Source organism: Flavobacterium qiangtangense (assembly GCF_042658345.1).
Taxonomy (GTDB): Bacteria; Bacteroidota; Bacteroidia; order Flavobacteriales; family Flavobacteriaceae; genus Flavobacterium; species Flavobacterium qiangtangense.
Genome location: NZ_JBHSQB010000003.1, coordinates 39381 through 63801, shown reverse-complemented (window position 1 = coordinate 63801; position 24421 = coordinate 39381). Strand labels below are relative to the sequence as shown.

Here is a 24421-nt window from a genome sequence, read left to right as displayed (position 1 = left end):
AATTTATATTTGAAAAGCCTTTCTAAAATTTAGAAGGGCTTTTTTTATATATTTATGCAAAATAACAATAATGATGGAAGAAGATTATTTAGAAATAAATAAAGCTGCTTGGAACGAAAAAACAGATGTTCATATTAAGTCAGAATTTTATAATCAGGACGCTTTTTTAAGCGGAACAAACTCTCTAAATTCCATCGAATTAGATTTATTGGGCGATGTAAAAAACAAAAGCATCCTTCATTTGCAATGTCATTTTGGCCAAGATACCATTTCTTTGTCTCGCATGGGAGCCGTTGCAACTGGAGTAGATTTGTCAGATAATGCTATAAAAAAGGCGAATGTCATTGCAACACAATTAGGCACAGACACTCAATTTTTCTGTTCTGATATTTATGAATTGCCTAATAATTTAAAAGAGAAATTTGATATTGTTTTCACAAGTTATGGAACAATCGGCTGGCTTCCAGATTTAGAAAAATGGGCGTCTGTAATTTCATCGTTTTTAAAACCAAAAGGCAAATTTATCATGGCCGATTTTCATCCCGTTGTATGGATGTTTGATGATAATTTTGAAAAAATTGGATACAATTATTTTAAAGACAAACCGATAATAGAAACAATTGAAGGTACTTATGCAAACAAAGAATCAAAAATTGTTTCTAAAACAATAAGTTGGAATCATAGCACAAGCGAACTTTTAAACAGTCTTTTGAAGAATGATCTCGAATTAAATGCTTTTAACGAATATGATTATTCTCCCTACGATTGTTTCAAGGAAATGGAAGAATTTGAACCAAAAAAATTTAGGATAAAACACTTAGAAAACAAAATTCCGATGGTTTATTCTATTGTTGCCACAAAAAAATAAGACCGTTTTTAAATTAAAAACTCCAATCAAGAATTTCCTGATTGGAGTTTTTTTATTTAAACTTTGAAGTTGAATTTTGAAATTACTATAAATTAGTCATTCATAGAAATCAAAAACTCTTCGTTATTTCTAGTTTTCTTAAATCTGTCATTAATAAAATCCATTGCTTCTACTGGATTCATGTCTGCCAAATATTTACGCATAATCCACATTCTTTGAATAGTTGCTTCGTCTAAAAGAAGATCGTCGCGTCTTGTACTTGAAGATGTCAAATCGATTGCAGGGAAAATACGTCTGTTGGCAATTTTTCTGTCCAATTGCAATTCCATGTTACCAGTTCCTTTAAATTCTTCGAAGATAACTTCGTCCATTTTTGAACCTGTTTCTGTCAAAGCTGTTGCGATGATACTTAAAGATCCACCGTTTTCGATATTTCTTGCCGCTCCAAAGAAACGTTTTGGTTTTTGCAATGCGTTTGCATCCACACCACCACTCAATACTTTACCAGAAGCTGGCTGAACTGTGTTGTAAGCTCTTGCCAAACGTGTAATTGAATCTAATAAAATCACAACATCGTGACCACATTCTACCAATCTTTTCGCTTTTTCAAGAACAATATTTGCCACTTTCACGTGTCTTTCTGCAGGCTCGTCAAAAGTTGAAGCAATAACTTCTCCCCTAACGCTTCTTTGCATATCAGTCACCTCTTCCGGACGTTCGTCAATCAATAAAACGATCAAATAAACCTCTGGATGATTCGCTGCAATTGTGTTTGCAATATCTTTTAAAAGTACTGTTTTACCCGTTTTTGGCTGTGCCACGATCATTCCACGTTGACCTTTTCCGATTGGTGAAAACAAGTCGATAATTCTTGTGGAAATAGAACTTTGTTTTCCGGCCAAATCAAATTTCTCATCAGGAAAAAGTGGCGTTAAATGTTCAAAAGAAACTCTATCGCGAACCACTTGCGGATCGTGTCCGTTGATTTTTAAAACTCTTACCAATGGAAAATATTTTTCGCCTTCTTTTGGCGGACGAACCACACCTTTTACAGTATCTCCGGTTTTTAAACCAAATAATCTGATTTGTGAAGTTGAAAGATAAATATCATCCGGCGAAGCCAAATAATTATAATCTGAAGATCTTAAAAATCCATAACCGTCAGGCATCATTTCAAGAACACCTTCACTTTCAATGATTCCGTCGAATTCAAAATCTGCATCTCTGAAGTTTGGTTTTTTGTTTCCCTTGAAATTTGGATTCACATTTCCATTAGCCTCATTCCTATTTTGATTCGGATTTTGGTTCTGATTCGGATTTTGATTTGGATTATTTTGGTTTCCGTTTTGATTTCTCTGATTCGGATTTTGTTTTTGATTTGGATTCTGATTCGGATTTTGGTGTTGCGGTTTTGCAACTATTTTCTCAGAATTATTTTGCTCTTTTACAATTGCAGGTTCAGTAGTTTTTTCTGCAACGTTTTCTGCAGTTTCTTTCTGAACGGGAGCTTTATCAAGATTATTTTTCTTGAATTTAATCAATTTTCTTTCCTTTTGTTCTGGAGCTGGAGCTTCATTTACTGGTTTTTCAGTAGCTTGAACTTGAGGTGCTACTTCTTCAACCTGTGCTTTTTCTAGAGCTTCTTTTGCTTTTGCATCAGATTCAGAAAAAGGATTTGTATTCGTTGCCTTTATTATTTTTGGCTTTTTTTCTGGAACAATTCTAGCTCTTTTTGATTTAGAATCTGCCGCTTCGGGTGAAGTTTGTGGTGCTACCGGAGCAATAACTTCTGGATTGGCTGCTTGGTAATCTAAAATTTGATAGATTAAAGCTTCCTTTTTTACGCCATTAAATTTTATTTTTTTTGTAGCTTTCGCAATGTCTTGAAGCTCAGAAAGCTTCATTTCTTTTAATACATCAATATCAAACATAAATGTTATTTGAATAAATTGTGGGAACTTGTGTGAAGTGTAGTGTGTGAATTTTTTTTGAAATGGAAAATCCGACAAATGAAGTGTTTACGGATTTCTAATGCAATAATACGAATATTTTTTTATCAAGCAATAGTATTTATAAAAAAGAAAATATATTTTTGTGACAGAAAACAAACAATAATGATCCAAAGAATACAAACTATTTATCTGCTGATCGCTTTTATAATTATGGGAGCTTTGCCATTTGTTTTTCCGTTGGAGACAGATCCTTCTGGAAATAAGCAAATCTTTGCAATGGATCACACGATTGATTTGGTTCTATTTCTTGGAAGTGCTTTACTTTCAATTATTTCAATTTTCTTATTTAAAAACAGACAACTTCAATTTGTTCTTGGCAGATTGAATATCATATTAAATTTAATTTTATTAGGATTATTTGTATATCATTCGCTAACTGTATCCGGAGGAAGGGCGCTTCCTGAGAAGGGTATTGGGATGTTTCTACCTATTTTTTCTATCGTTTTTCTTGTGCTTGCTAATAAAGCCATAAAAAAGGACGAAGATCTCGTAAAATCTGTGGATCGATTGAGATAAACCTATAAACTTAGTTTATTTAGTGCTAAAAAGCCCGAACGTCATTGTTCGGGCTTTTTTTGTATTTCATCGACTTTTTAAGTATTTCATGCCCGAAAGCACTTTAGTAGTGGTAATACTTCAAAAAAAAAGTTAAATTTGGATCAGTCAATTTCCCCCGATATGGACAGAAAAATTAAAATTCACCTCGCCGACGACCACAAAGTATTGATAGACGGAATGTTATCGATGCTTAAGACCAATAACAAGTTTGAAGTTGTGGGATACTCCTTAAATGGCGAAAAACTCTTTGACGAAATTAAAAATAATCAAGCAGAAATTTTGGTTATGGACATAAACATGCCAGTTAAAGATGGAATTGACGTACTTCGTGAATTTTCAGTTAAGGGTTTTTGTTGCAAAGTAATCGTGCTTTCAAGCTATGATGACGTAAAAATAATTAAGGAGGTTTTAAAACTTGGCGCCAGCGGTTATTTAAGCAAACAAAGCGCTGGAGAAAATATTATCGAAGCAATAACTGTAGTGGCTTCTGGAGAAGAATATTTTTCACAGTCAATTAAAGATAGAATTTTTCAATCTTTTTCAAAAATTCCGCAGCAGAGCTACATAAATGAAGCAATGCCACTTTCCACAATAACTGATCGAGAACTTGAAATCTTACGATTAATTACTTTAGAGTACAGCGGTACACAAATTGGTGATGAGCTCAATATCAGTTCAAATACTGTTGAAACCCACCGAAAAAATTTGATTAAAAAATTAAATGTAAAATCAACAATTGGGCTTGTCAAATACGCTCTAAAACATAACATAATTATATAACTAAATTAAAAACTATGGCAAAATCACCTTACTTAGGCAATTACAGCTTTTTAAATGAAGACGACCTTTTTTCAATTGTATTTCAAATTCCTGATAATTGTAATTATAAAGCAGATGAAGACTCACCGGGAGTTTATACAATTTCTGTATTCCTTAATCCATCAGAAAAAGATCCGTCAAATATATTTGTTACCGAAACTGTTGCCATTGCTTGTGATCAAGATAACAATTTGGAAGTAGGTTTTTTACTTCCAGCAGAAGGCGGACTTGGACTTGCTAAAAAACCAAAAATCTTGGTAAATGCCTTATTAGGATAATGCAAAAAATACTGATAATATTTTTTTTATCACTTAGTTTTCAATGCTTTTCTCAATCTTTTGAAAAAAGCATTGATTCCATTGATTTTTACATAAACACTAAAAATTTTATCAAAGGTTTAGATTTATCCGAAAAAAGATCAAAAGAATACCTGAGCCAAAAAGATTATGAAAAATATTGCTTAATTATTTTAAAAAAATCAACCATTTATTTTCTCTTAAACGAGAAAGAGAAGTCTTTTCAAAATTTATTTCAGGTTTTAAAAATAACCGACGAACAAAATCTTTTAAAGATTAAAATTCAAACTTTAGAAGATATCGGTCACCGATATGCAACAATTTTAGACTATAAAAAAGCAATTGATTACTACCACAAATCGATTGCTCTTGCCAAAAAAAATAAAATAACCGACCAAAATTCTTTTGTTTACCAAAGAATCTATGCGGTTTATTTTGAAAGTAATTCTGACAGCGCTTTTTATTATCTTGAAAAAGTAATGAAAGATACCAGAAAATCTGGAAGCGATAAAAAATTTGCTGACAGTTATAATAATTATTTTTCATACTATAACTCTCGACAACAATATGATCTGGCAAAAAAATATTTAGACTCATCGCTTATTTTTGCCAAAAGAAGTAAAAACAACTATATCATTTCCACAGCATTAAACAACTTGGGATGCCATTATATGATTGTCGAAAAAGACTACCGAAAAGCAATCAATGAATTTGAAAAAGTCATAAAATTAAATTCAACAGATACACTTTCGTCGCAAATCGCAGACATCTATTTAAACTTATCTTATGGATATGAAATGGTTGGTGATTACAAAAATGCCCATGATTATTTGAATAAATGGTCAACCTTAAATGAAAATATCTACCAAGGAAATTTAAAACAAGCCATTAACGATGTGGAAACCAAATATCGCATCGAAAAAATGGAAAGCGAAAATCGTGAAAAAGAGCGTGTTTTTGATGAAAAACAAAAAAATAACCATAAAATTATTTTGATTTTTGTCGCACTTTTTGCCTTCAGCACGATCCTTTTCTATTTCTTTTATCAAAATTTACGCTTAAAGCAAAAAAATAAATTCATTGAACTTGACCGTCAAGTAAAGCAAAACATAATCAATGCCTCAATAGACGGCCAAGAAATTGAGCGCAAAAACATTGCGAACATCCTTCACGACAGTATCAGCGCACTCTTATCGTCGGCCGGCCTGCACCTCGCTGCTTATATGGCTAATAATTCTAACGAAGATTCTGCAGAAATTAAAAAAGCAAAAGATATTTTAAAAGAAGCTCATGACAATGTTCGCGATCTTTCACATGATTTATTGCCACCGCTTTTAGCAAAGTTCGGACTCCTTCACGCACTTCAAGATTTAAGCGAAAAAAATTCAAATTCCGTCCTTCAATTCGAATACATGAGCTACTTAAAAGACGGAAAACGTTATCCCGAAGAATTTGAAATGCGCGTATACTTCATTATAACAGAGCTATTTAACAACATAATGAAGCACAGCAAAGCCTCAAAAGCATACACCACAATCGAGGAAACAAACAACCAATTATTGATTACAGTCGAAGACGACGGAAAAGGTTTTGACACCACAAAAGAACTTTCGAGCGACGGTTTTGGCTTGACCCAAATAAAATCCAGAATAAAACATTTAGGCGGAAACATCACTATAAATTCAAAAATAAACGCCGGAACTTTAATTTATATAAAACTTCAAATCCCAAAATAGTTTTTCTTTTTTGAACGAAAGTCTAGGCATTTTCAGCAATCGCATTTCCCGCTGCCGTTCCAATCTTTTATTTTTCAAAAGAAAAAAATAAAAGGATTTCCTCTTGCATCGGGGTTAGAGAGAAACAAATTACATATTTGTAAACTTTCCCAAACTATGCCTTCTTCCCGATTTCAATAACTTCCAAATCTTTAATTTTATCACCATCAATCACAAAACGAAGCATCGTTCTCACCTGGTGAAAGCCAGAAATCCCGCAAGCACCCGGATTCATGTGTAAAAAATCATACTTTTTATCCATCATCACTTTTAAGATATGAGAATGTCCCGTGATAAATAATTTCGGGGGATTTGAAGCAATATCTTTCATAATATTAGAATTATATTTCCCCGGATAACCGCCAATATGCGTAATCCAGACATCCACACCCTCGCACATAAAACGATTATGCAACGGAAATTCCATTCGAGCTTCATTGCTGTCAATATTTCCAAAAACCGCTTTTAACGGCTTCCTTTTTTTAATGGTGTCGCTCACAATTAAGTCGCCAATATCGCCAGCGTGCCAAACTTCATCGGCTTGATCAACATATTTTAAAATAGTATCGTCGATGTGGCTGTGCGTATCAGAAAGCAAAAGGATTTTTTTCATTTTAAGAGAGAGTTACAAAGCAGCAAAGTTACCTTTAAAGTTGTAAAGTCGCAAAGTTTAGCTACTAGAGATTTTTTTTCCAACGTTCGCTAAAATTTAGAAATTATAAAACTCTAAAACTTTGAATCTTCCAAAAAACTTAAGAAAACTTTGCTACATTCTATCTATGAAACTTTGTAACTTTGCATCTTTACAAAATCTACCTTGAGATATTTCATCGAATTCGCTTACAACGGAAAAAATTATCACGGTTGGCAATACCAGCCAAATGCTTCGTCTGTTCAAGAAACTTTGGGCAACGCCGTTTCTGTTTTGCTTAGAAATGAAACTGAATTGATGGGAGCCGGACGAACAGACAGCGGTGTTCACGCCAAACAAATGTTCGCCCACTTTGATTCTGACGTAAATTTTAAAGCCGAGAAATTAATCCCAAAGTTGAATTCTTATTTGCCAAAAGACATTGTTGTTTTTGATATTCACCAAGTTTCTGACGAAGCGCACGCGCGTTTTGACGCCAAAAAAAGAACGTATGAATATCACATTCATAGTTTTAAAGATGCGTTTGAAAATGAACAAAGTTGGTATTTGCATCAAAAATTAGATCTTGAAAAAATGAATCAAGCATCAAAAATGCTTTTTGAATATCAAGATTTTCAGTGTTTTTCAAAGGTTCATACTGATGTAACAACATTTAATTGTAGTATTTTTGAAGCCAATTGGAAACAAGACAAAAACCGAATTGTTTTCACTATTTCTGCCGATCGTTTTCTACGAAATATGGTTCGCGCCATTGTGGGAACTTTGACAGAAATTGGTTCTGGAAAAAGAAATCTCGATGATTTAAAAAAAATTATCGAAAGCAAAGATCGAAATCAAGCAGGAGCTTCTGCCCCAGCCCACGGGCTTTTTTTAACTAAAGTGGAATATCCATATATCATCAAAAATGAATAATAGCCAAAAAAATAATACTAAGAAAACAAATGACGTAAGCGTTTTCAAAAGGATAATGGAATATACAAAACCATACAAATCCAGATATTACTGGGTTATCTTTTTTGCGGTTACGTTATCGATTTTCGCAGCACTTCGTCCGTTTTTATTGAAACAAACGGTTGACGAATATATTTCTCCAGAAGATTCTGTGGGATTGCTTTATTACATCCTTTTAATGGGAGGCGCGTTAATTTTTGAGGTTATTTCTCAGTTCTATTTTGTGTATTTGGCTAACTGGCTCGGACAAGATATTATCCGTGATATTCGTGTGAAATTGTTCAACCATTTGATGAGTTTCAAGATGAAATATTTTGATAATGAACCAGTTGGAAAATTAGTTACACGTTCGGTTTTTGATATTGAATCCATTTCCAAAATTTTTAGCCAAGGACTTTTCATGATCATCAGTGACTTGCTGAAAATGGTTGTGGTACTTCTTTTTATGTTTTACATGAACTGGAAATTGACGGTCATCGTAATGTGCGCGATGCCAATTTTGGTAATTGCGACAAGAGTTTTCCAGAAGAAAATGAAAGTTGCTTTTGAAGAAGTTAGAACTCAAATTTCAAACTTAAATACTTTTGTTCAAGAAAGAGTTACAGGAATGAAAATCGTACAGCTTTTTTCGAGGGAAGATATTGAATATGAAAAATTCAAAGTTATCAACGACAAACACAAAAAAGCGTGGATCAAAAATGTTTGGTACAACTCGATTTTCTTTCCAATTGCCGATATTATTTCTTCGATTTCACTTGGTTTGGTCGTTTGGTATGGCGGTATGAATATTGTTGCAGGAAACGGCTCGACTTCGTTTGGAGATTTGTTTTCATACACCATGTTCATCGGAATGTTGTACAATCCTTTGCGTCAAATCGCTGATAAATTCAATGAAATGCAAATGGGAATGATTGCTGCAAATCGTGTTTTTGAAGTACTTGACATCGAAGAACACATTCAAGACAAAGGAAAAGAAGTGGCGCACACCTTCCACGGAAACATTGAATTTAACAACGTTCACTTCAGTTATACTGATAAAGAAGAAGTTTTAAAAGGAATCAATTTAGATGTAAAACAAGGCGAAACCATTGCCATTGTTGGAGCAACAGGCGCCGGAAAATCCACGATTATTAATCTTTTAAATCGTTTTTATGAAATAAACAGTGGTGAAATTTTGATCGATAAAGTCAATATTAAAGATTTTACTTTAGATAGTTTGAGAAACCAAATTGCCGTTGTTTTGCAAGACGTTTTCCTTTTTGCAGATACAATTCACAATAATATTACGCTTGAAAACCCTAATATTTCTCGCGAACAAGTCATTAAAGCAGCAAAAGAAATTGGTGTTCACGATTTCATTATGACGTTGCCAAACGGTTATGATTACAACGTGAAAGAGCGTGGCGTGATGCTTTCTTCTGGCCAACGCCAATTGATTGCTTTCTTGAGAGCATTTGTCAGTAATCCAAGTATTTTAATTTTAGACGAAGCCACTTCTTCGATCGATTCATATTCTGAAGATTTGATTCAAAGAGCGACAGAAACAATCACAAAAGGAAGAACTTCAATCGTAATTGCGCACAGACTGGCCACAATCATAAACGCAGACAAAATAATTGTGATGGAAAAAGGCCACGTCGTGGAACAAGGAACGCACTATGAATTGATTAATAAAGACGAAGGTTTTTACAAAAATTTATATTATTCCCAATTTGCGATTGCAAATTAAACCTCAAATTAGAATTAAATTAGCCAATTATGTCAGCAAATCTTCAAAAATATTTACCCGCATTATTTTGGATAACGAGCATCATTTTATTGGCAATAAGTTTTAAATTTTACAACATTCCAGAATCAGAAAATACTTTTTTCATAAATATCTACGATACGTTCGTTGTCTTGCAAAAATTTCAATTCTTGCTATTTCTTGCTTTATTTTATTTTTTACTAGGCTTTGGATATTGGCTTGTCAAAAAAGTAAAAGGCAGATTGAAACCAATTTTGTCTTTTGCACACGCTTTAATTATGTTTGGAAGCCTTATTATTTATGGATTTTTCGCGCTATTAAACTCCGAATCATTAAATTTCATTTTTTCCGTAAGCGCAATTTGTATCCTCTTTATCGCACAACCCATTTATGTTATCAACTTGATGATCGGGATTTTCAATTGGCGAAGAGATCGAAAAATCGAATTATAATTTTAAGCGCTAAAAAATATTTTTTTTCCGATCCCAACCTTATCCCAAATTAATTGCTCTTATAATAAACAACAGGTACGTAGCAATTATGAAATGTTTTTTACTATTTGCAATTTTATCATTATTATTTTCATGTAAAACTGGTAATAAAACACAAATGTGTGATCTACCAATTGACAAAATTAAACAGTTTAAAACCATCGAAGATCTCGAAGATTATTTTATTTCAGAGAATAATGGTGAATACAAGATCAATGAAGTTTATATAATTAACAAAAGAATTTCAAACAGAAACTTAGTCACTTTGTTGTTAAATGAACCATCAAATAGAATAATATCGATTAAGACAGTGAGTAGCAACGTCGTTTTTGGGTATCCAACCAAAATTGATGAATTAGTAATTATTATAGAAACATGAACAAATGAACAATAACGGTTCAAAACTTTGGGACTTTGAAACTTTGCAACTCCTAAATAAATCCCTAAATTCGTACCTTCAAAAATAAACTAGAAAAATACAATCAAATGAAATACGATATTATTGTTTTAGGAAGCGGTCCTGGAGGTTATGTTACTGCAATTAGAGCTTCACAATTAGGCTTTAAAGTAGCTGTAATCGAAAAAGAAAACCTTGGCGGAATCTGCTTAAACTGGGGTTGTATCCCAACAAAAGCGCTTTTAAAATCGGCTCAAGTTTTTGACTATTTAAAGCACGCTTCTGACTATGGCTTGACCATCGAAAAATTTGACAAAGATTTCAACGCTGTCGTTTCTCGTTCTCGTGGCGTTGCTGACGGAATGAGCAAAGGTGTCCAATTCTTGATGAAAAAAAATAAAATTGACGTTATCAATGGTTTTGGAAAAGTAAAACCAGGAAAAAAAGTCGACGTTACAGATAAAGACGGAAAAGTAATTGAATATACCGCAGACAATATCATCATCGCAACAGGCGCACGTTCTCGCGAATTGCCAAACTTGCCTCAAGATGGTAAAAAAGTAATTGGTTACCGTCAAGCAATGACACTTCCTGAACAGCCAAAATCGATAATCGTTGTAGGTTCTGGAGCAATTGGTGTTGAATTTGCACACTTTTACAATTCAATGGGAACGCAAGTAACTATCGTTGAGTTTATGCCAAATATCGTTCCAGTAGAAGATGAAGATATCTCAAAACAAATGGAGCGTTCAATGAAAAAAGCGGGAATCACAATTATGACAAACGCTTCTGTTGAAAAAGTGGACACTTCTGGAAACGGCGTAAAAGCTACGGTTAAAACTGCAAAAGGAGAAGAAATCCTTGAAGCTGACATCGTTCTTTCTGCTGTTGGAATCAAATCTAATATCGAAAATATCGGTCTTGAAGAAGTTGGAATCGCAACTGACAGAGATAAAGTTTTGGTAAACAAATATTACGAAACAAACATTCCAGGCTATTTCGCAATTGGCGACATCGTTCCTGGTCAAGCTTTGGCGCACGTTGCTTCTGCTGAAGGAATTCTTTGTGTTGAAAAATTAGCCGGTCTTCACGTTGAACCGCTTGATTATGGTAACGTTCCGGGTTGTACTTACGCGACTCCAGAAATCGCTTCTGTTGGTTTGACTGAAAAACAAGCTAAAGAAAAAGGTTACGAACTGAAAATCGGAAAATTCCCGTTCTCAGCTTCTGGAAAAGCACAAGCTTCTGGAGCTCCAGACGGTTTCGTAAAAGTAATTTTCGATGCAAAATATGGCGAATGGTTAGGTTGCCACATGATCGGAGCCGGTGTTACAGACATGATTGCAGAAGCAGTTGTAGCTAGAAAACTAGAAACTACAGGCCACGAAATCATCAAATCAATTCACCCACACCCAACAATGAGTGAGGCAATTATGGAAGCTGCAGCAGCCGCTTATGATGAAGTGATTCACCTATAATTGATTAAAAGATTTAAAAATTCTTTATAAATAGAAAATCCGTTTTGTTCATTCAAAACGGATTTTTTTTTGTTCTGTCATTGCGAGGAACGAAGCAATCTCATAATCTAAGTCGACAATCCTGGTGCGATGGCGCCCTTCCCCCGCAATGACAACTATGGTTTCAAAACATCTTTCAATCTCATTTTTGAACCAAACAAAAGGCTTTTTTAAATGAAATTCCTGCTGACCCGCCATTACTTTTGCGTAAACTTAGTACGACCTTCCCGACGGTTGAACCTAAAATTTTTTTCTATATGTTTCGCAGATAAATTTAAACGGAGTTATACAATTGTAGTAATTAGATTTAAGTGTCACTCTTTTGAGAAAAGAAATAAAATAACAAACATAAGAACTATCGAAAACATGAAATAATACGCAAAAAGTCTTTTGGAGTATGCTTTTTTATTACTTTTAATCAATTCGACATATCGCCTTTTATAAAATATAAAACAGTAATTAGACACCATAATTGGAAAAATAAAATATAATATCATATTCAAAATAAAATTATATTTAGCTATTTCAATGATATTCAGATATAGAAAATCTAGTCTATGTGGTATAATCTTTTTATTAAAAAATAAAAATAAAAAAGCCCCATAAATCGAACTTGCAAATGCAAAATATATAGTCGAAGCAAATTTCCATATGTCACTCATATCGCCGTTATTTCTGGCTGTATAAATTGAGCTGACCATTATCTTATAATATAAGTTCATATTAAGTTTGATTATTTCATCATAATTGCTGTTACTGTTAAGTGCTAAACTTTAGAAATATTAGAAAGTCCAATTATATTTAAAGTGCAGCAACTACCACCTAATGAATTTACTACCGATTTGACCCGTTTTAAAAATAGCATTCTTTATCAATGAAGTAATAATTCCTTTTTCAGAAACCAGTTCCATTTTACGCGCAGAATCGCTACATAAAAATTATACATCCAAAATTTATTGCGAGGACACGCGCCATCATATCAAGATTGTCAATTCAGATTATTGTATGGCGGCCGTCTGGCAATGACAACTAAATTCCCTTCAACGCTTCAACCAAAATATCAATATCTTCTTCACTATTAAAATGACTAAACGAAATTCGTAAAGAAGGTTTTCTAATTTCATCATCCGATAAAATTTCCAATAAAACGTGCGACGGTTTGATACTTCCCGATTGGCAGGCGCTTCCTCTCGAAACCGCAATTCCTTTCATGTCTAAATTGAAAAGAATCATCGAAGTCTTGTCTTCCGAAAAAGGCAATAAAACATTAATTATATTATAAAAACCATCTGAACGTCCATTAATTTTAAATTCTGGAAAGTTTGATTTTAACTGATTTACGAAGTAATTTTTCAAATCTAAAATATGCTTTCTTTCATCTTCCAAATTTTCATACGAAAGCTCTAAAGCCTTTGCCATTCCGGCAATATTGTGAATTGATTCTGTTCCCGCGCGAAGTCCTTTTTCTTGTTCTCCGCCAAAAAGTAATGGTTGCAATCCTGAATTTCTTATGATAAAAGCAAAGCCAATTCCTTTTGGTCCGTGGAATTTGTGAGCGCTGGCAACGATAAAATCTACATCCGTTTTCTGCAAATCAATTTCTGTTTTTCCAATCGATTGAACTGTGTCCGAATGAAAAAGCGCTTTGTATTGCTTGCACAATCTTCCGACTTTTTCCAAATCTAAAACAGTTCCGATTTCGTTATTAACGTGCATTAAAGAAACCAAAGTCGGAATATCTTCTGAAAGCAATTCAACCAAATGATTGATATCCACTTCCCCATTCTGTTTCAATTTCACATAATCAACTTGAATTTGATAATCAGACTCCAACGCCAAAACCGTATGCAAAACTGCGTGATGTTCAATCTTACTTGTGATAATTCTTTTGATTTTCAAATCTTCCACTGCTGAACGCAAAATCCAATTATTGGCTTCGGTTCCTCCAGAAGTAAAAATGATTTCTTGTGCGGTTGCGTTGATTTGCTTGGCAATAGATTTTCGAGAAGTCTCCAAAATATTTTTAGAAGTTCTACCAAAACTGTGCGTTGAAGATGGATTTCCATAATCTTCCTGCATCACGCTAGTCATTTCCTGAATTACTTCGGGACGAAATGCGGTTGTGGAAGCATTATCAAGATATACTTTTTTCATAGTGCAAAAGTCGGGAATTTTAGTGACTTAAAAAATCTAATTCTGCGGAAGCGTTTGTGCTTTTGTCTTAAAAATCGTCTTGACATTAAAAACCAAAATCGACAGAAATATTATAGAATAAGCTACAATTTGCAGCGCCGTAATTTCTTCGTGATAATAAAAAATCGCCAGAAAAAAGTTTATCAACGGATTGATATAAAGCAAAATTCCTACGCTGGCCGAACTCATTTCCTTTAAAGCAAAAAGATTCAGAAACAGCGGAATTATGGTAAAAAACACCGAGATAATTGCAATGTAAACATAAAACGAAATCTCCGTTGGAACTTCACCTCGGTAAAAAGGATAAAACGGAAGCAAGATAATCGCAGAAGTTGTCAATTGTAAGGTCAACAATAAAAACTTGTCAATCGCTTTATTTCTTCTTTGACTGACCAAATACAACGCATAAGTTGCCGCAATAATTACGCTATAAAAAACATCCATTATATGATTGAATCCGAGCAAAATACAACTAAAAACGCTTAAAGCAACAGCTGTCCATTGCCAATTATTTAGTTTTTCTTCCAATATAAAAAAGGCAAAAACCGTTGTCAGAATCGGACAAACTAAATACGCAAATGCCGCCGACTTCACGCTAACGTGATTCATCACATAAATAAAAAAGAACCAATTCGCCGTCAATAAAATCGCGCCGCCTAAAGTTAAAAGGATTGCGTTTCGCTTTTCTTTTTTAGGCATTGCCAAAAAATTTTGCTTGGTTTCTTTCAAGATATTTTTTCTAAAAAGCAGATTGATTCCGAGCATCAAAATGACACACAGAAAAACCCTATAAAATAAAATATCTAAAGATGGATATTCGTGCAAAGGCTTCAAAACCAAGCTAAAAAATCCCCAGATAATAAAGGCAGTAACTGCCGCGAAATAGTGTTTTGAAGTCCTCATTTTAATGTAAAAAATCCGAAGCAAATGTAACTATTACATTCTGCTCCGGATTTTTTATTATGAATTAATTAAGAGAAATTAATGGCCGCCTTCTGCTTCGATCGCATCCACGTCGATGTTCTGTTTTTTCAAAATTCCTTTTACAGCAAAACCATAAAAAGCAATGTATGCAAAACATAAAACTGGAATAAAATACGATTCGTGGATTCCGATAATATCAGAAATTTTTCCTTGCAATGGCGGGATAATTCCACCACCCAAAATCATCATTACTAAGAAAGCTGAACCTTGAGAAGTATATTTTCCTAAACCTGTAATTCCCAAAGCAAAAATCGCCGGCCACATAATACTACAGAATAATCCACCACTCATGAAGGCGTAAATTGCGATAGTTCCTGTAGAAAACAGCCCGATAATCATCGCAACCATTCCGAAAAGACCAAAAATCATCAAAGTTTTTGCAGGTTTATCTTGGCCTAAAAAGAATCCTGCAATTTGAATTGCCACGACAACTCCGTAAGCATATAATGGCTTGATATCTTGACCAGACACATAATTGACAGCAAGAACAACTCCAAAAGCAATATAAGGAACAATAATTAATAAAATCTTTCTCAAGCTATTTGACGGATTGAAAACAGAAATCGCTCCTGCCCAACGACCAATCATCATGCTTCCCCAATACATCGAAATATAAGGAGCGATTGCAGCACCAGTAATTTCGCCGAAAGCAGAAGTCCCTAATAATTCCGCCAAATTACTTTGGATTGTAACTTCAACTCCAACATATGTAAAAAGCGCCAACATTCCCAAAACTAATTGCGGGTAACGCATTGCACCCCAACCTTCCGGAGATTTTTGAGCTGCGGTATTAGCGTAAAGTAATCCGATAACAATGACAAGTAAAGTGCCAATTGTCAAGGAAAGACCTAAATAATCTTTCTCTTTATTTTCAAGGAATCGTGTGATAAATTCAGGATCTTCATAACGAGAAAAGATGTAAGCAAAAATCACAATCAACGCTAAAGTGATTGTAACCAAGATGTTTCTCGCCTTGTTCGCAGGTTCAAAAACAGATTCGCTTTTTCCTGCTGGCAATTTTTTAGAGAAGAAAAATAAAGCCGCTGCAATTAAAAATAACGCTCCAACAGCCATATAAAGGATCTCCATTTTGTCAAGAGAATCTGCTTTTTTAGCAAATTCTTCCAAATTTACTCCAGCGATAACTCCGAAAAGTGCTATAGAAACTACAATTGGCCCGATTGTCGTTCCAAAGGAATTAACTCCTCCGGCTAAATTCAATCTGTTAGAAGCAGTTTGTGGCGAACCCAAAGATGCTGCAAAAGGCTGAGCCGAAGTTTGTTGTAATGAAAAACCTAACGCAACGACAAACAGAGCTGCCAAAATCAAGGCATAACTTCCTTGCGTCACCGCATAAATCATAAACGCGGCACCCACAGCACTTACTATCAAACCGTTAATAATACCTTTTTTAAATCCCCAAGAATTCAAAATATCTTTTTTTGCAAAACCGCTAAAAATGAAGAGCAATAAAGCGCCCAAATAATAAGCACCATAAAATGCGAAGTCGATCAGCTGACTTTGAAATTGGTCAAGACCAAATTTAATTTTGCAAAAGGGAATGAAAACACCATTTGATGCTCCAATAAATCCCCAAAAGAAAAAAACTGTAATCAGCGTGTAAAGCGCCGAATTATTAGATTTTGTTTGTTCTGAATTCATAAAGTTGAGGGTTAATTATTATTTGTTTTGCTATCTAATTAAGAATATTTCAAATTTCCATTTAGAAAATTATGATAACTTAAAAAAATATTGGTTAAATATACATTTATAAGAAATTACGAAACAAGAGAATCCAATTTAGTTATTAACGAAAACGATTTCTTAAACTCAAATTCGTCAATGTTACAACGTTTGCGATGCCGTTTTTGGCTAATTTCTATTATTCTGACTTTTTAATATCCGATTTTGGCCCGATTCCGTTGTTATTGAAAGCTTCAATTTGGAAATAATACGCATCTGAACGATCTAATCCGTTGAAATAATATTCGTTTTTGCCATAAACCATTATTGAACCATAAAGTTTATCTGCTGATTTTCCGAAATAAATCACATAACCATCGGCATTTTCTTCTTGTTGCCATTTAAACCAAACACTTCTACGTTCACCTTTTTTCTTGGCTTCCGCTCTTAACGGAACAAAATTTTGAACCGCATTTGGCTTCTGTCCTGAACCTTTTCCGAAAACTCTGAAACCGCTGATCGCAAATTTTCCGGTTGGCATTTGGATATTTTCTAATTTTAAATAAAGTGCTGAAGCTGGTTTATCTAATTCAATGTAATCGTGTGGCACGTCTTTCGCATTCTTGCTTTTATCAACCAAAACCTTCCAATTTTTATTGTCATTCGAAGAATAGATAATGTATTTATGTCCGGTTGTAGTTTCTGGTTTTCCCATCAATTCCACATCTTGGTCGGCATAATTTATTTGGATCGCATTAATTGTAGATTTTTCTCCTAAATCAGAAATCAGATATTCTCCTTTGTTGGATGTTTTTGCAGACCAATAAGTTTTTATGTCTTCATCCGTAGAAAAATTTGGTTGAAAACCACCTAAAGTTGAAGAAACTTGAACTGGCTTATTATAATTCAAAAGCATCCAACCCGAGAAATTTTCATTTAAATGATTTTTCTTTTCCGAAGGTAAAAAAGTCGGGTAATCGCCATAAGCCGTGTTGGAATACATCACGCCATCAGCATCAAAACCAGCTGGCCAAATCCCGATTCTTCTCTCAAAATTATTTTTTGTCGAAAGCACAATTGTGGAAACGTGCCAATAATCGTTGTTGTTATCCTGATACGTCGCTCCATGGCCCGCGCCTCTGGCAAAACCTCCTGGTTTATACGAAAACGGATTGTGAGATTGGTATTCAAAAGGTCCAAGCGGATTATTTCCTACGTAAACTCCGTCCGCATAACCACTGAACTCAGTTCCCGGCGCGCCATATTGAAGGTAATATTTATTGTTGTGTTTGGTCATAAAAGCGCCTTCGGTAAACGGCTGCAAAAAAGTATTATCGTTGTGTTCACCGAATCTTTCCCAACCGTGTTCGTCGTCATTTAAAGCCAAAACCGGAATTCTTTCGCCTTCTGGCTGAAACGTTTTTCGGTTCAATTTCATTCCATATAACGGATATAAATTACTTGAACCATAATACATATAGACTTCGTCTTTTTCTTTGTCCCAAAAAATTTGCGGATCCCAAGCACCAGCTTCTGATTTGTGAACTAGCTCTTTCCAATTATCAGTTTTTGGATTTTTACTCATCCATAACGGAAAATCTTTGGTATGTGTCGAACCGATTACCAGCAAAGTATCATTTACAAATGAAACCGACGGCGCACAAAGTTCATCATACACTTTATGTTCTGGACGAAGGAATTTCCTTGGAATAAATTTCCAATCAAGCATATTTGCACTGTGCCAATATCCCCATTGATTTGTGGAAAACAGGTAATATTCTCCTTTAAAATTGGTAATTACCGGATCGGCTGTGGCGCGGTGTTTTCCTTGTGTGACAAAATTTGGAATCGGGCAATATCCATAATCAACATTGATCGGATTGCAATATGTTTTTTGCTGTGCGATAATTTCTTTAGTTGCTGATAACAAAGTAATTGCAACTAAAAAATTATTTATTTTCTTTGAAACTGTCATATTTTAATTTTAGAATAATTGGATTAATTGCTTTGAAAAAAACCCTTTAGAATTAACTAAAGGGTTCTTCAAATGCACAAAAAAAAATTACTTAACTAACTCAAACTCCTTGTTTAAAACTTCATCCGAATTTGTTCCCACAAACACCTGGAATTTTCCTGGTTCTGCTACAAAATCTAAATCTGAATTGTAGAATTTCAAATCTTCAACCGAAATTTCGAATGTAATATTTTTGGTTTCGCCTTTTTTCAAAAGCACTTTTTGGAAACCTTTTAACTCTTTAACTGGTCTTGTAACTGAACCAACCAAATCTCTGATGTATAACTGAACTACTTCTTTTCCGTCATAATTTCCGCTGTTTTTTACATCAACAGAAACGGTCATTTTTTGATTAGCATTGATTTTATCTGTAGAAATTTTCAAATTGCAGTAATCAAATTTTGTGTAGCTCAAACCAAATCCGAATGGGAAAAGCGGCTCGTTTCTCTCGTCGATATAATTAGAACGGAATTTTTCAAATTTACCTTCTTTGTTAGCCAATGGTCTTCCTGTATTTTTATGATTGTAAAAAATTGGCACTTGACCTAAACTTCTTGGGAAAGTTGCCGATAATTTTGCCGATGGATTCACATCTCCAAATAAAACATCTGTGATTGCGTAACCAGCTTCACTTCCCGGAAACCAAACATTCAATAACGCGTTTGTTTTATCAATATCGTTTGTCAAAACTAACGGACGACCTGTGAATAAAACCACAACGATTGGCTTTCCTGTTTTTTTCAATGCTTCTAATAAGTCTCTTTGAGATTGTGGAATTTCAAGATTTGTTCTGCTGCTGCTTTCGCCACTCATTTCAGCAGATTCTCCGATCGCGGCTATGATTACGTCAGATTTTTGAGCAACTGCAACTGCTTCGTCGATGATTTGTTGTGGCGTTCTTGAATCTCTGTTTAAATCTTTCCCGAACATTGTTGCGTTCTTTTGGAATTCTGCGTCATAATCTAAATTTGAACCTTGCGCATACAAAACATTCACTTTATTACCCAAAACTTCTTTCATCGCATCTTTAAAAGATTTTGTTCTGGTTTGGTTTGTAGCAACGCTCCAAGTTCCTGCCATGTTGTTTCCTGCGTCAGCTAACGGCCCGATTAAGGCAACTATTCCTGATTTTTTCAATGGCAAAAGTTGGTTGTCATTTTTCATCAAAACCATCGATTCTGAAGCGATTTTTCTGGCTTCAGCTCTAAAACCATTTGTGTAAATTTCAGACTTAGCTCTTTTTTCATCGCAATATTTATATGGATCTTGGAAAAGTCCCAAGTCATATTTTGCATTTAAAATCAGGCGAACGGCATTGTCAATTTCTGCAATTGTCACTTTTCCTTCGTCTAAAGATTTTTTCAAGGTATTCAAAAATCCATCACCAACCATATCCATTTCAACTCCAGCTTTTAATGCTAAAGCAGAAACAGTTTGCAAATCGCCCATTCCGTGATCGATCATTTCAGGAATTCCTGTGTAATCTGTTACCACGAAACCTTTAAATTTCCATTGATTTCTAAGAACGTCTGTCAATAACCATTTGTTTCCGGTTGCTGGAATTCCGTCGATTTCATTGAACGATGCCATTACACTTCCTGCTCCAGCTTCGATTGCCGCTTTATAAGGAGGAAAATATTCGTTGTACATTCTGATGTGGCTCATGTCCACAGTATTGTAATCTCTTCCCGCTTCGGGCGCGCCATAAAGTGCAAAGTGTTTTACACAAGATAATATTGTGTTGTTTTTTGATAAATCATCGCCTTGGTATCCTTTTACCATTGCTGCTCCGATTTTACCTGCCAAATATGGATCTTCACCATTTCCTTCAGAAACTCTTCCCCATCTTGGTTCGCGAGAAATGTCTAACATTGGCGAAAATGTCCAGTTGATACCGTCTGCGCTTGCTTCGGTTGCTGCGATTCTTGCACTTCTTTCAACGGCTTCTAAATCCCATGAAGTTGATAAACCTAACGGAATTGGGAATGTAGTTTCATAACCGTGAATTACGTCCATACCGAAGATTAACGGAATTCCTAAACGGCTTTTTTCTACTGCGATTTTTTGAACGTCTTTAATTTTTGCAACGGATTTTATGTTGAATAATCCACCAACTTGACCGTCTTCTATTTTTTTGGCAATGTTTGAACTTTTTGCCTGACCTGTTGTAATATCTCCCGAGCTTGGTAAATTTAATTGCCCGATTTTTTCTTCTAGAGTCATTTTTGAAATCAATTCAGAAACGAACTCTTGCCTTGGTTTAATTGCTTGTTTTTTCTTGTCTTTCTGGGCGTGAACCGAAAAAGACGTTGCTAATACTACTAATGCTACTGCTTTTAAATTCATTATAATTGTGTTATTTATAGGGGAAAATTTATATTCTGGTATTGTAATTTTATGCGTTGATTGATTGATGTTTTTGGTATGCGCAATTTTGGCGAACTGGCGTTTAATTTGTGTAATTGGATTCTCCACTAACCCTGACTGCAGGGAAGAACCTTTTTATTTTTTTTTCTTTAAAAAAAATAAAAAGTTCTGGAATAAGGCAGGAATAGGGAAACCATAAAATGCCTGAACTTTCGTTTCTGAAAAAATTTATAAAAAATAAAAGTTCCGGTTAATTGCTTTAAGAAACCGGAACTTCTATTAAATTAAAATCCGTGTTTACCTGAATGGAAACCTAGATTTAGTAAGCCTTGACGAACTTCTGGAGCATTCATAAAAAGACTCCAAAGTAAGCCAGTGCGGTAATTTTCAAGCATCACAACCATTGGTCCTTGGTCGATGGCAAGGTATCTTTTTGCCGTCCAACCGAAATGCTTGCTGTTCGCGTCGTAAAAACCTGCTGGTCCCCACATTGTGCCGCTATTATTTTCATAAAAATTTCGCATTGCTGCCAAAGATTCTGTAGGTGTGTAAACTATTGAAGAAATGGCGGCCGTTGGAGAAATTACGCCTTTGTCGTTTGATGGCATGTGCGCATCGTAACCGATAGAACCGTCGTTATTTCTGCTGTAAGAAGCTGTCAATCCCCAATAATTTGGTCCGTAGCCTCCAAAATTTCCTGGATTTTCAACGCAATATTGGTAATTGATTTTTGTTTGATTTACGTTCACGTCCCAATAATTTGCGTATTGGTCTGTAAGCTGTGTTGGGTCTAAACCAACATAAGAATAATGTGCCCAAAACAATGGGCCTCCGAATTCTTCGGCACCGTTGTGCTTTAAAATAAGCGGAATTCCGTATTTGGTATTTGATGAAACAATTGCTCCATTTCTTGCCCAACCTTGGTGGTAAGGCGCTGCGGTGATTGGGTGCGTTGGCGAAGATGCGGCCAAAACGTAAGTGATCAGGCATTCGTTGTAACCTTCTAGCGGGAAGTTCATTTCCCAAGCGTAGTTTGGCGACCAATGCCAGTACAATACATTTTGTTCATTTCTGTACCAATTCCAATCAACACCTTTCCATAAGTTGTCAAATTTTTGTGCCAAAGCTTGTTCTTCTACAGAACCATTTTTGAAAAATTCGCGAACGCAGATGATTCCTTCGCATAAAAAAGCGGTTTCGACTAAATCCCCACCGTTGTCTTTTTGCCCAAAAGGTTTTACGTTTCCGGTGTTTCCGTCCATCCAATGAGGCCAGGCTCCGTGGAAACGGTCAGCATTTTCAAGGAAATCAGCAATAGTATTTAATCTTGCAACAGCTTCTGTTCTAGAAACATAATTTCTGGAAACGGCTGCTACGATTGACATCAATCCAAAACCTGAACCTCCTGTTGTAACGATGTTTGAATCGTTTTCTGGGTAAATTCCGTCAGGATGATATCTTTCTCTGGCCAATTTTGAATTTGGTTCTGCGAAATCCCAAAAATATTTGAAAGTTTGCTTTTGCACCAAATCCACTAACTGTTCATCAGTTAATGGCGTTTGAGGTTCAGGTGTGGTTGAATCGCCTCCGGATGGAGACGATTCGCTTGAACCACAACTGGTAAATATAAAAAATATGAATAGTAAGTATTTCATTAAAAAGACTTAAAATTAGTAGCCAGGGTTTGGAACCATTCCCGGTGTTGCAATCAATTGATTGTTTGGTATTGGGAACAATTCGTGTTTTCCTGTTTCAAAAGTTTTTCCGTTTGCTGTCATAGCTGCCGGTGCTTGACCAGTTCTAATTAAGTCAAACCATCTGTCATGTTCGAAAGCTAATTCTAGCCTTCTTTCTTTCCAGATTGCTGCTCTCATTTGAGATTGGCTTGTGAACGAAACTACTCCTAAGTTTACACGACCACGAACATCATTTAATGAGCTTACAGCTACATCTGTGTTGTTCAATTCATTCGCAGCTTCAGCACGAATTAAAAGAATTTCGGCTAATCTTAAGACTCTGATGTTTTTATCTCCATCACCTGCACCAGCATTTGCGCTTGAATATGCTTTTTCGTTGTACATTGGATTTTCAACAGATTCGCTTACTATACGACCGTCATACATTGTTTCGCCTCTGAAAATGATTGTTGCATCTCTTCTGATAACATCACCTTCAGCGTTAAATGCGTCAAGAAGATTTTGAGAAGGTGTGTTGAATCCCCATCCCCATCCGCTTGGTCCACGTGCACCTTGCGTTTCAGAATATTGTTGAACTCCGTGAGCAATTGATTCACCTCTTCCTTGAACTTCAAAAATTGATTCTACACCATTTTCTGTATTTGCTCTCCAGATTTGAGCGTAATCAGGCTCTAAACTGTATTGCCCTGAAGTTATTACTTGGTTTGCATAATCATAAGCATTTGCCCAATCTTGTTGGTATAAGTAAACTTTTGATAATAATGCTTTTGCAGCACCTTTTGTAACTCTACCTAGATCTTGTTGCGCATATTCGCTTTTTTCTGGTAAAACAGCGATTGCTTCTAAAAGATCTTGTTCGATGTAATCATAAACTTCTGCTTTTGGAACTCTGTTTACTAAGTCAATGTGTTGTAATGGCACATCTCCCCAACCTCTTACTAAGAAAAAATAGTGATAAGCTCTTAAGAATTTAGCTTCGCCAATTAATCTGTTTTTGTAAGCTTCGTCTGTTAATCCATAGTTTTCTGTATATTCAATCGAATATGTTGCGCGACCGATAGCTTTGTACCAGTTTGCCCACATCGCTTCAAAAGATCCCGAAGATGCTGTGTGCGTTAAACCGTCTAAAAGAGCTTTGTCGCCACCTGGATCTCCTGGTGAACTTCCCTTGTCGGCATTGTCAGAGATAATTTCTGTAATTCCCAAATAAGAGAAAGCATAATCCCATTCAGTCATCATTCCATAAATACCATTGACAAACGCTTCTGGCTCCAGGTTACTTGGACTATCCTCTTCAGAATAATTCTGTCTTGGATCGACGTCAATAAAATCGTCACAGCCAATCATTACGCCCATGGCGAATGTAAAGCAAGCTATTTTTATATAATTTATTTTCATAT

At 35.1% G+C, this 24421-nt stretch carries 17 protein-coding genes; 8 read left to right on the top strand and 9 right to left on the bottom strand.

Annotated elements, in window-relative coordinates; all coding sequences use genetic code 11:
• Window positions 1–70: 70 nt before the first annotated feature.
• A complete protein-coding gene (locus ACFPVY_RS00310; protein ID WP_379789678.1) occupies window positions 71–868 on the top strand; it encodes a class I SAM-dependent methyltransferase in 798 nt (265 codons plus the stop codon).
• 92 nt (window positions 869–960) lie between these two features.
• On the opposite strand, the gene rho is transcribed toward ACFPVY_RS00310, so the two are convergent.
• Window positions 961–2799: a transcription termination factor Rho gene (gene rho, locus ACFPVY_RS00305; RefSeq protein WP_379789677.1), complete on the bottom strand. Its 1839-nt coding sequence runs from the start codon at window positions 2797–2799 to the stop codon at window positions 961–963.
• 183 nt (window positions 2800–2982) lie between these two features.
• Between rho and ACFPVY_RS00300 the strand changes: the two genes are divergently transcribed.
• The 4 genes from ACFPVY_RS00300 to ACFPVY_RS00285 all read left to right on the top strand — a co-directional run bounded on the left by ACFPVY_RS00300 (window position 2983) and on the right by ACFPVY_RS00285 (window position 6289).
• Window positions 2983–3396 (top strand): DUF4293 domain-containing protein, encoded by a 414-nt coding sequence (locus tag ACFPVY_RS00300; protein WP_379789676.1) that lies wholly within the window; start codon window positions 2983–2985, stop codon window positions 3394–3396.
• Window positions 3397–3558: 162 nt separating this feature from the next.
• Window positions 3559–4218 (top strand): response regulator, encoded by a 660-nt coding sequence (locus tag ACFPVY_RS00295; RefSeq protein WP_379789675.1) that lies wholly within the window; start codon window positions 3559–3561, stop codon window positions 4216–4218.
• 14 nt (window positions 4219–4232) lie between these two features.
• Window positions 4233–4535: a hypothetical protein gene (locus tag ACFPVY_RS00290; RefSeq protein WP_379789674.1), complete on the top strand. Its 303-nt coding sequence runs from the start codon at window positions 4233–4235 to the stop codon at window positions 4533–4535.
• Entirely contained in the window at window positions 4535–6289 is a 1755-nt protein-coding gene (locus ACFPVY_RS00285; protein WP_379789673.1) for a tetratricopeptide repeat-containing sensor histidine kinase, read from the top strand. The genes ACFPVY_RS00290 and ACFPVY_RS00285 overlap by 1 nt, the downstream gene beginning before the upstream one ends.
• A gap of 154 nt (window positions 6290–6443) precedes the next feature.
• Here ACFPVY_RS00285 and ACFPVY_RS00280 read toward each other — a convergent pair whose 3' ends face one another.
• A complete protein-coding gene (locus ACFPVY_RS00280; protein WP_379789672.1) occupies window positions 6444–6941 on the bottom strand; it encodes a metallophosphoesterase family protein in 498 nt (165 codons plus the stop codon).
• Between the two features lie 204 nt (window positions 6942–7145).
• Here ACFPVY_RS00280 and truA point away from each other — a divergent pair, with 204 nt between their 5' ends.
• The 3 genes from truA to lpdA all read left to right on the top strand — a co-directional run bounded on the left by truA (window position 7146) and on the right by lpdA (window position 12044).
• Entirely contained in the window at window positions 7146–7892 is a 747-nt protein-coding gene (gene truA, locus ACFPVY_RS00275; RefSeq protein WP_379789671.1) for a tRNA pseudouridine(38-40) synthase TruA, read from the top strand.
• A gap of 55 nt (window positions 7893–7947) precedes the next feature.
• Window positions 7948–9660: an ABC transporter ATP-binding protein gene (locus ACFPVY_RS00270; RefSeq protein WP_379790251.1), complete on the top strand. Its 1713-nt coding sequence runs from the start codon at window positions 7948–7950 to the stop codon at window positions 9658–9660.
• A gap of 995 nt (window positions 9661–10655) precedes the next feature.
• Window positions 10656–12044 carry a dihydrolipoyl dehydrogenase gene (gene lpdA, locus ACFPVY_RS00265; RefSeq protein ID WP_379789670.1) on the top strand — a complete coding sequence of 463 codons (1389 nt, stop codon included), beginning with the start codon at window positions 10656–10658 and terminating at the stop codon, window positions 12042–12044.
• A 1068-nt stretch (window positions 12045–13112) separates the two neighbouring features.
• Here lpdA and ACFPVY_RS00260 read toward each other — a convergent pair.
• The 7 genes from ACFPVY_RS00260 to ACFPVY_RS00230 form a co-directional block, all read right to left on the bottom strand.
• Window positions 13113–14237: a cysteine desulfurase family protein gene (locus tag ACFPVY_RS00260; RefSeq protein ID WP_379789669.1), complete on the bottom strand. Its 1125-nt coding sequence runs from the start codon at window positions 14235–14237 to the stop codon at window positions 13113–13115.
• A 36-nt stretch (window positions 14238–14273) separates the two neighbouring features.
• Entirely contained in the window at window positions 14274–15179 is a 906-nt protein-coding gene (locus ACFPVY_RS00255; protein WP_379789668.1) for an EamA family transporter, read from the bottom strand.
• A 78-nt stretch (window positions 15180–15257) separates the two neighbouring features.
• Entirely contained in the window at window positions 15258–16922 is a 1665-nt protein-coding gene (locus ACFPVY_RS00250; RefSeq protein ID WP_379789666.1) for an MFS transporter, read from the bottom strand.
• A 220-nt stretch (window positions 16923–17142) separates the two neighbouring features.
• The gene (locus ACFPVY_RS00245; RefSeq protein WP_379789665.1) at window positions 17143–18918 is read right to left on the bottom strand and encodes a discoidin domain-containing protein; all 1776 of its coding nucleotides are present in this window, start codon (window positions 18916–18918) and stop codon (window positions 17143–17145) included.
• A gap of 87 nt (window positions 18919–19005) precedes the next feature.
• Window positions 19006–21303, bottom strand: a complete 2298-nt coding sequence (gene bglX, locus ACFPVY_RS00240; protein WP_379789664.1) for a beta-glucosidase BglX — start codon at window positions 21301–21303, stop codon at window positions 19006–19008.
• A gap of 305 nt (window positions 21304–21608) precedes the next feature.
• Entirely contained in the window at window positions 21609–22979 is a 1371-nt protein-coding gene (locus tag ACFPVY_RS00235) for a glucoamylase family protein (RefSeq protein WP_379789663.1), read from the bottom strand.
• Window positions 22980–22994: 15 nt separating this feature from the next.
• Window positions 22995–24419 (bottom strand): RagB/SusD family nutrient uptake outer membrane protein, encoded by a 1425-nt coding sequence (locus ACFPVY_RS00230; RefSeq protein WP_379789662.1) that lies wholly within the window; start codon window positions 24417–24419, stop codon window positions 22995–22997.
• Between the last annotated feature and the right edge of the window lie 2 nt (window positions 24420–24421).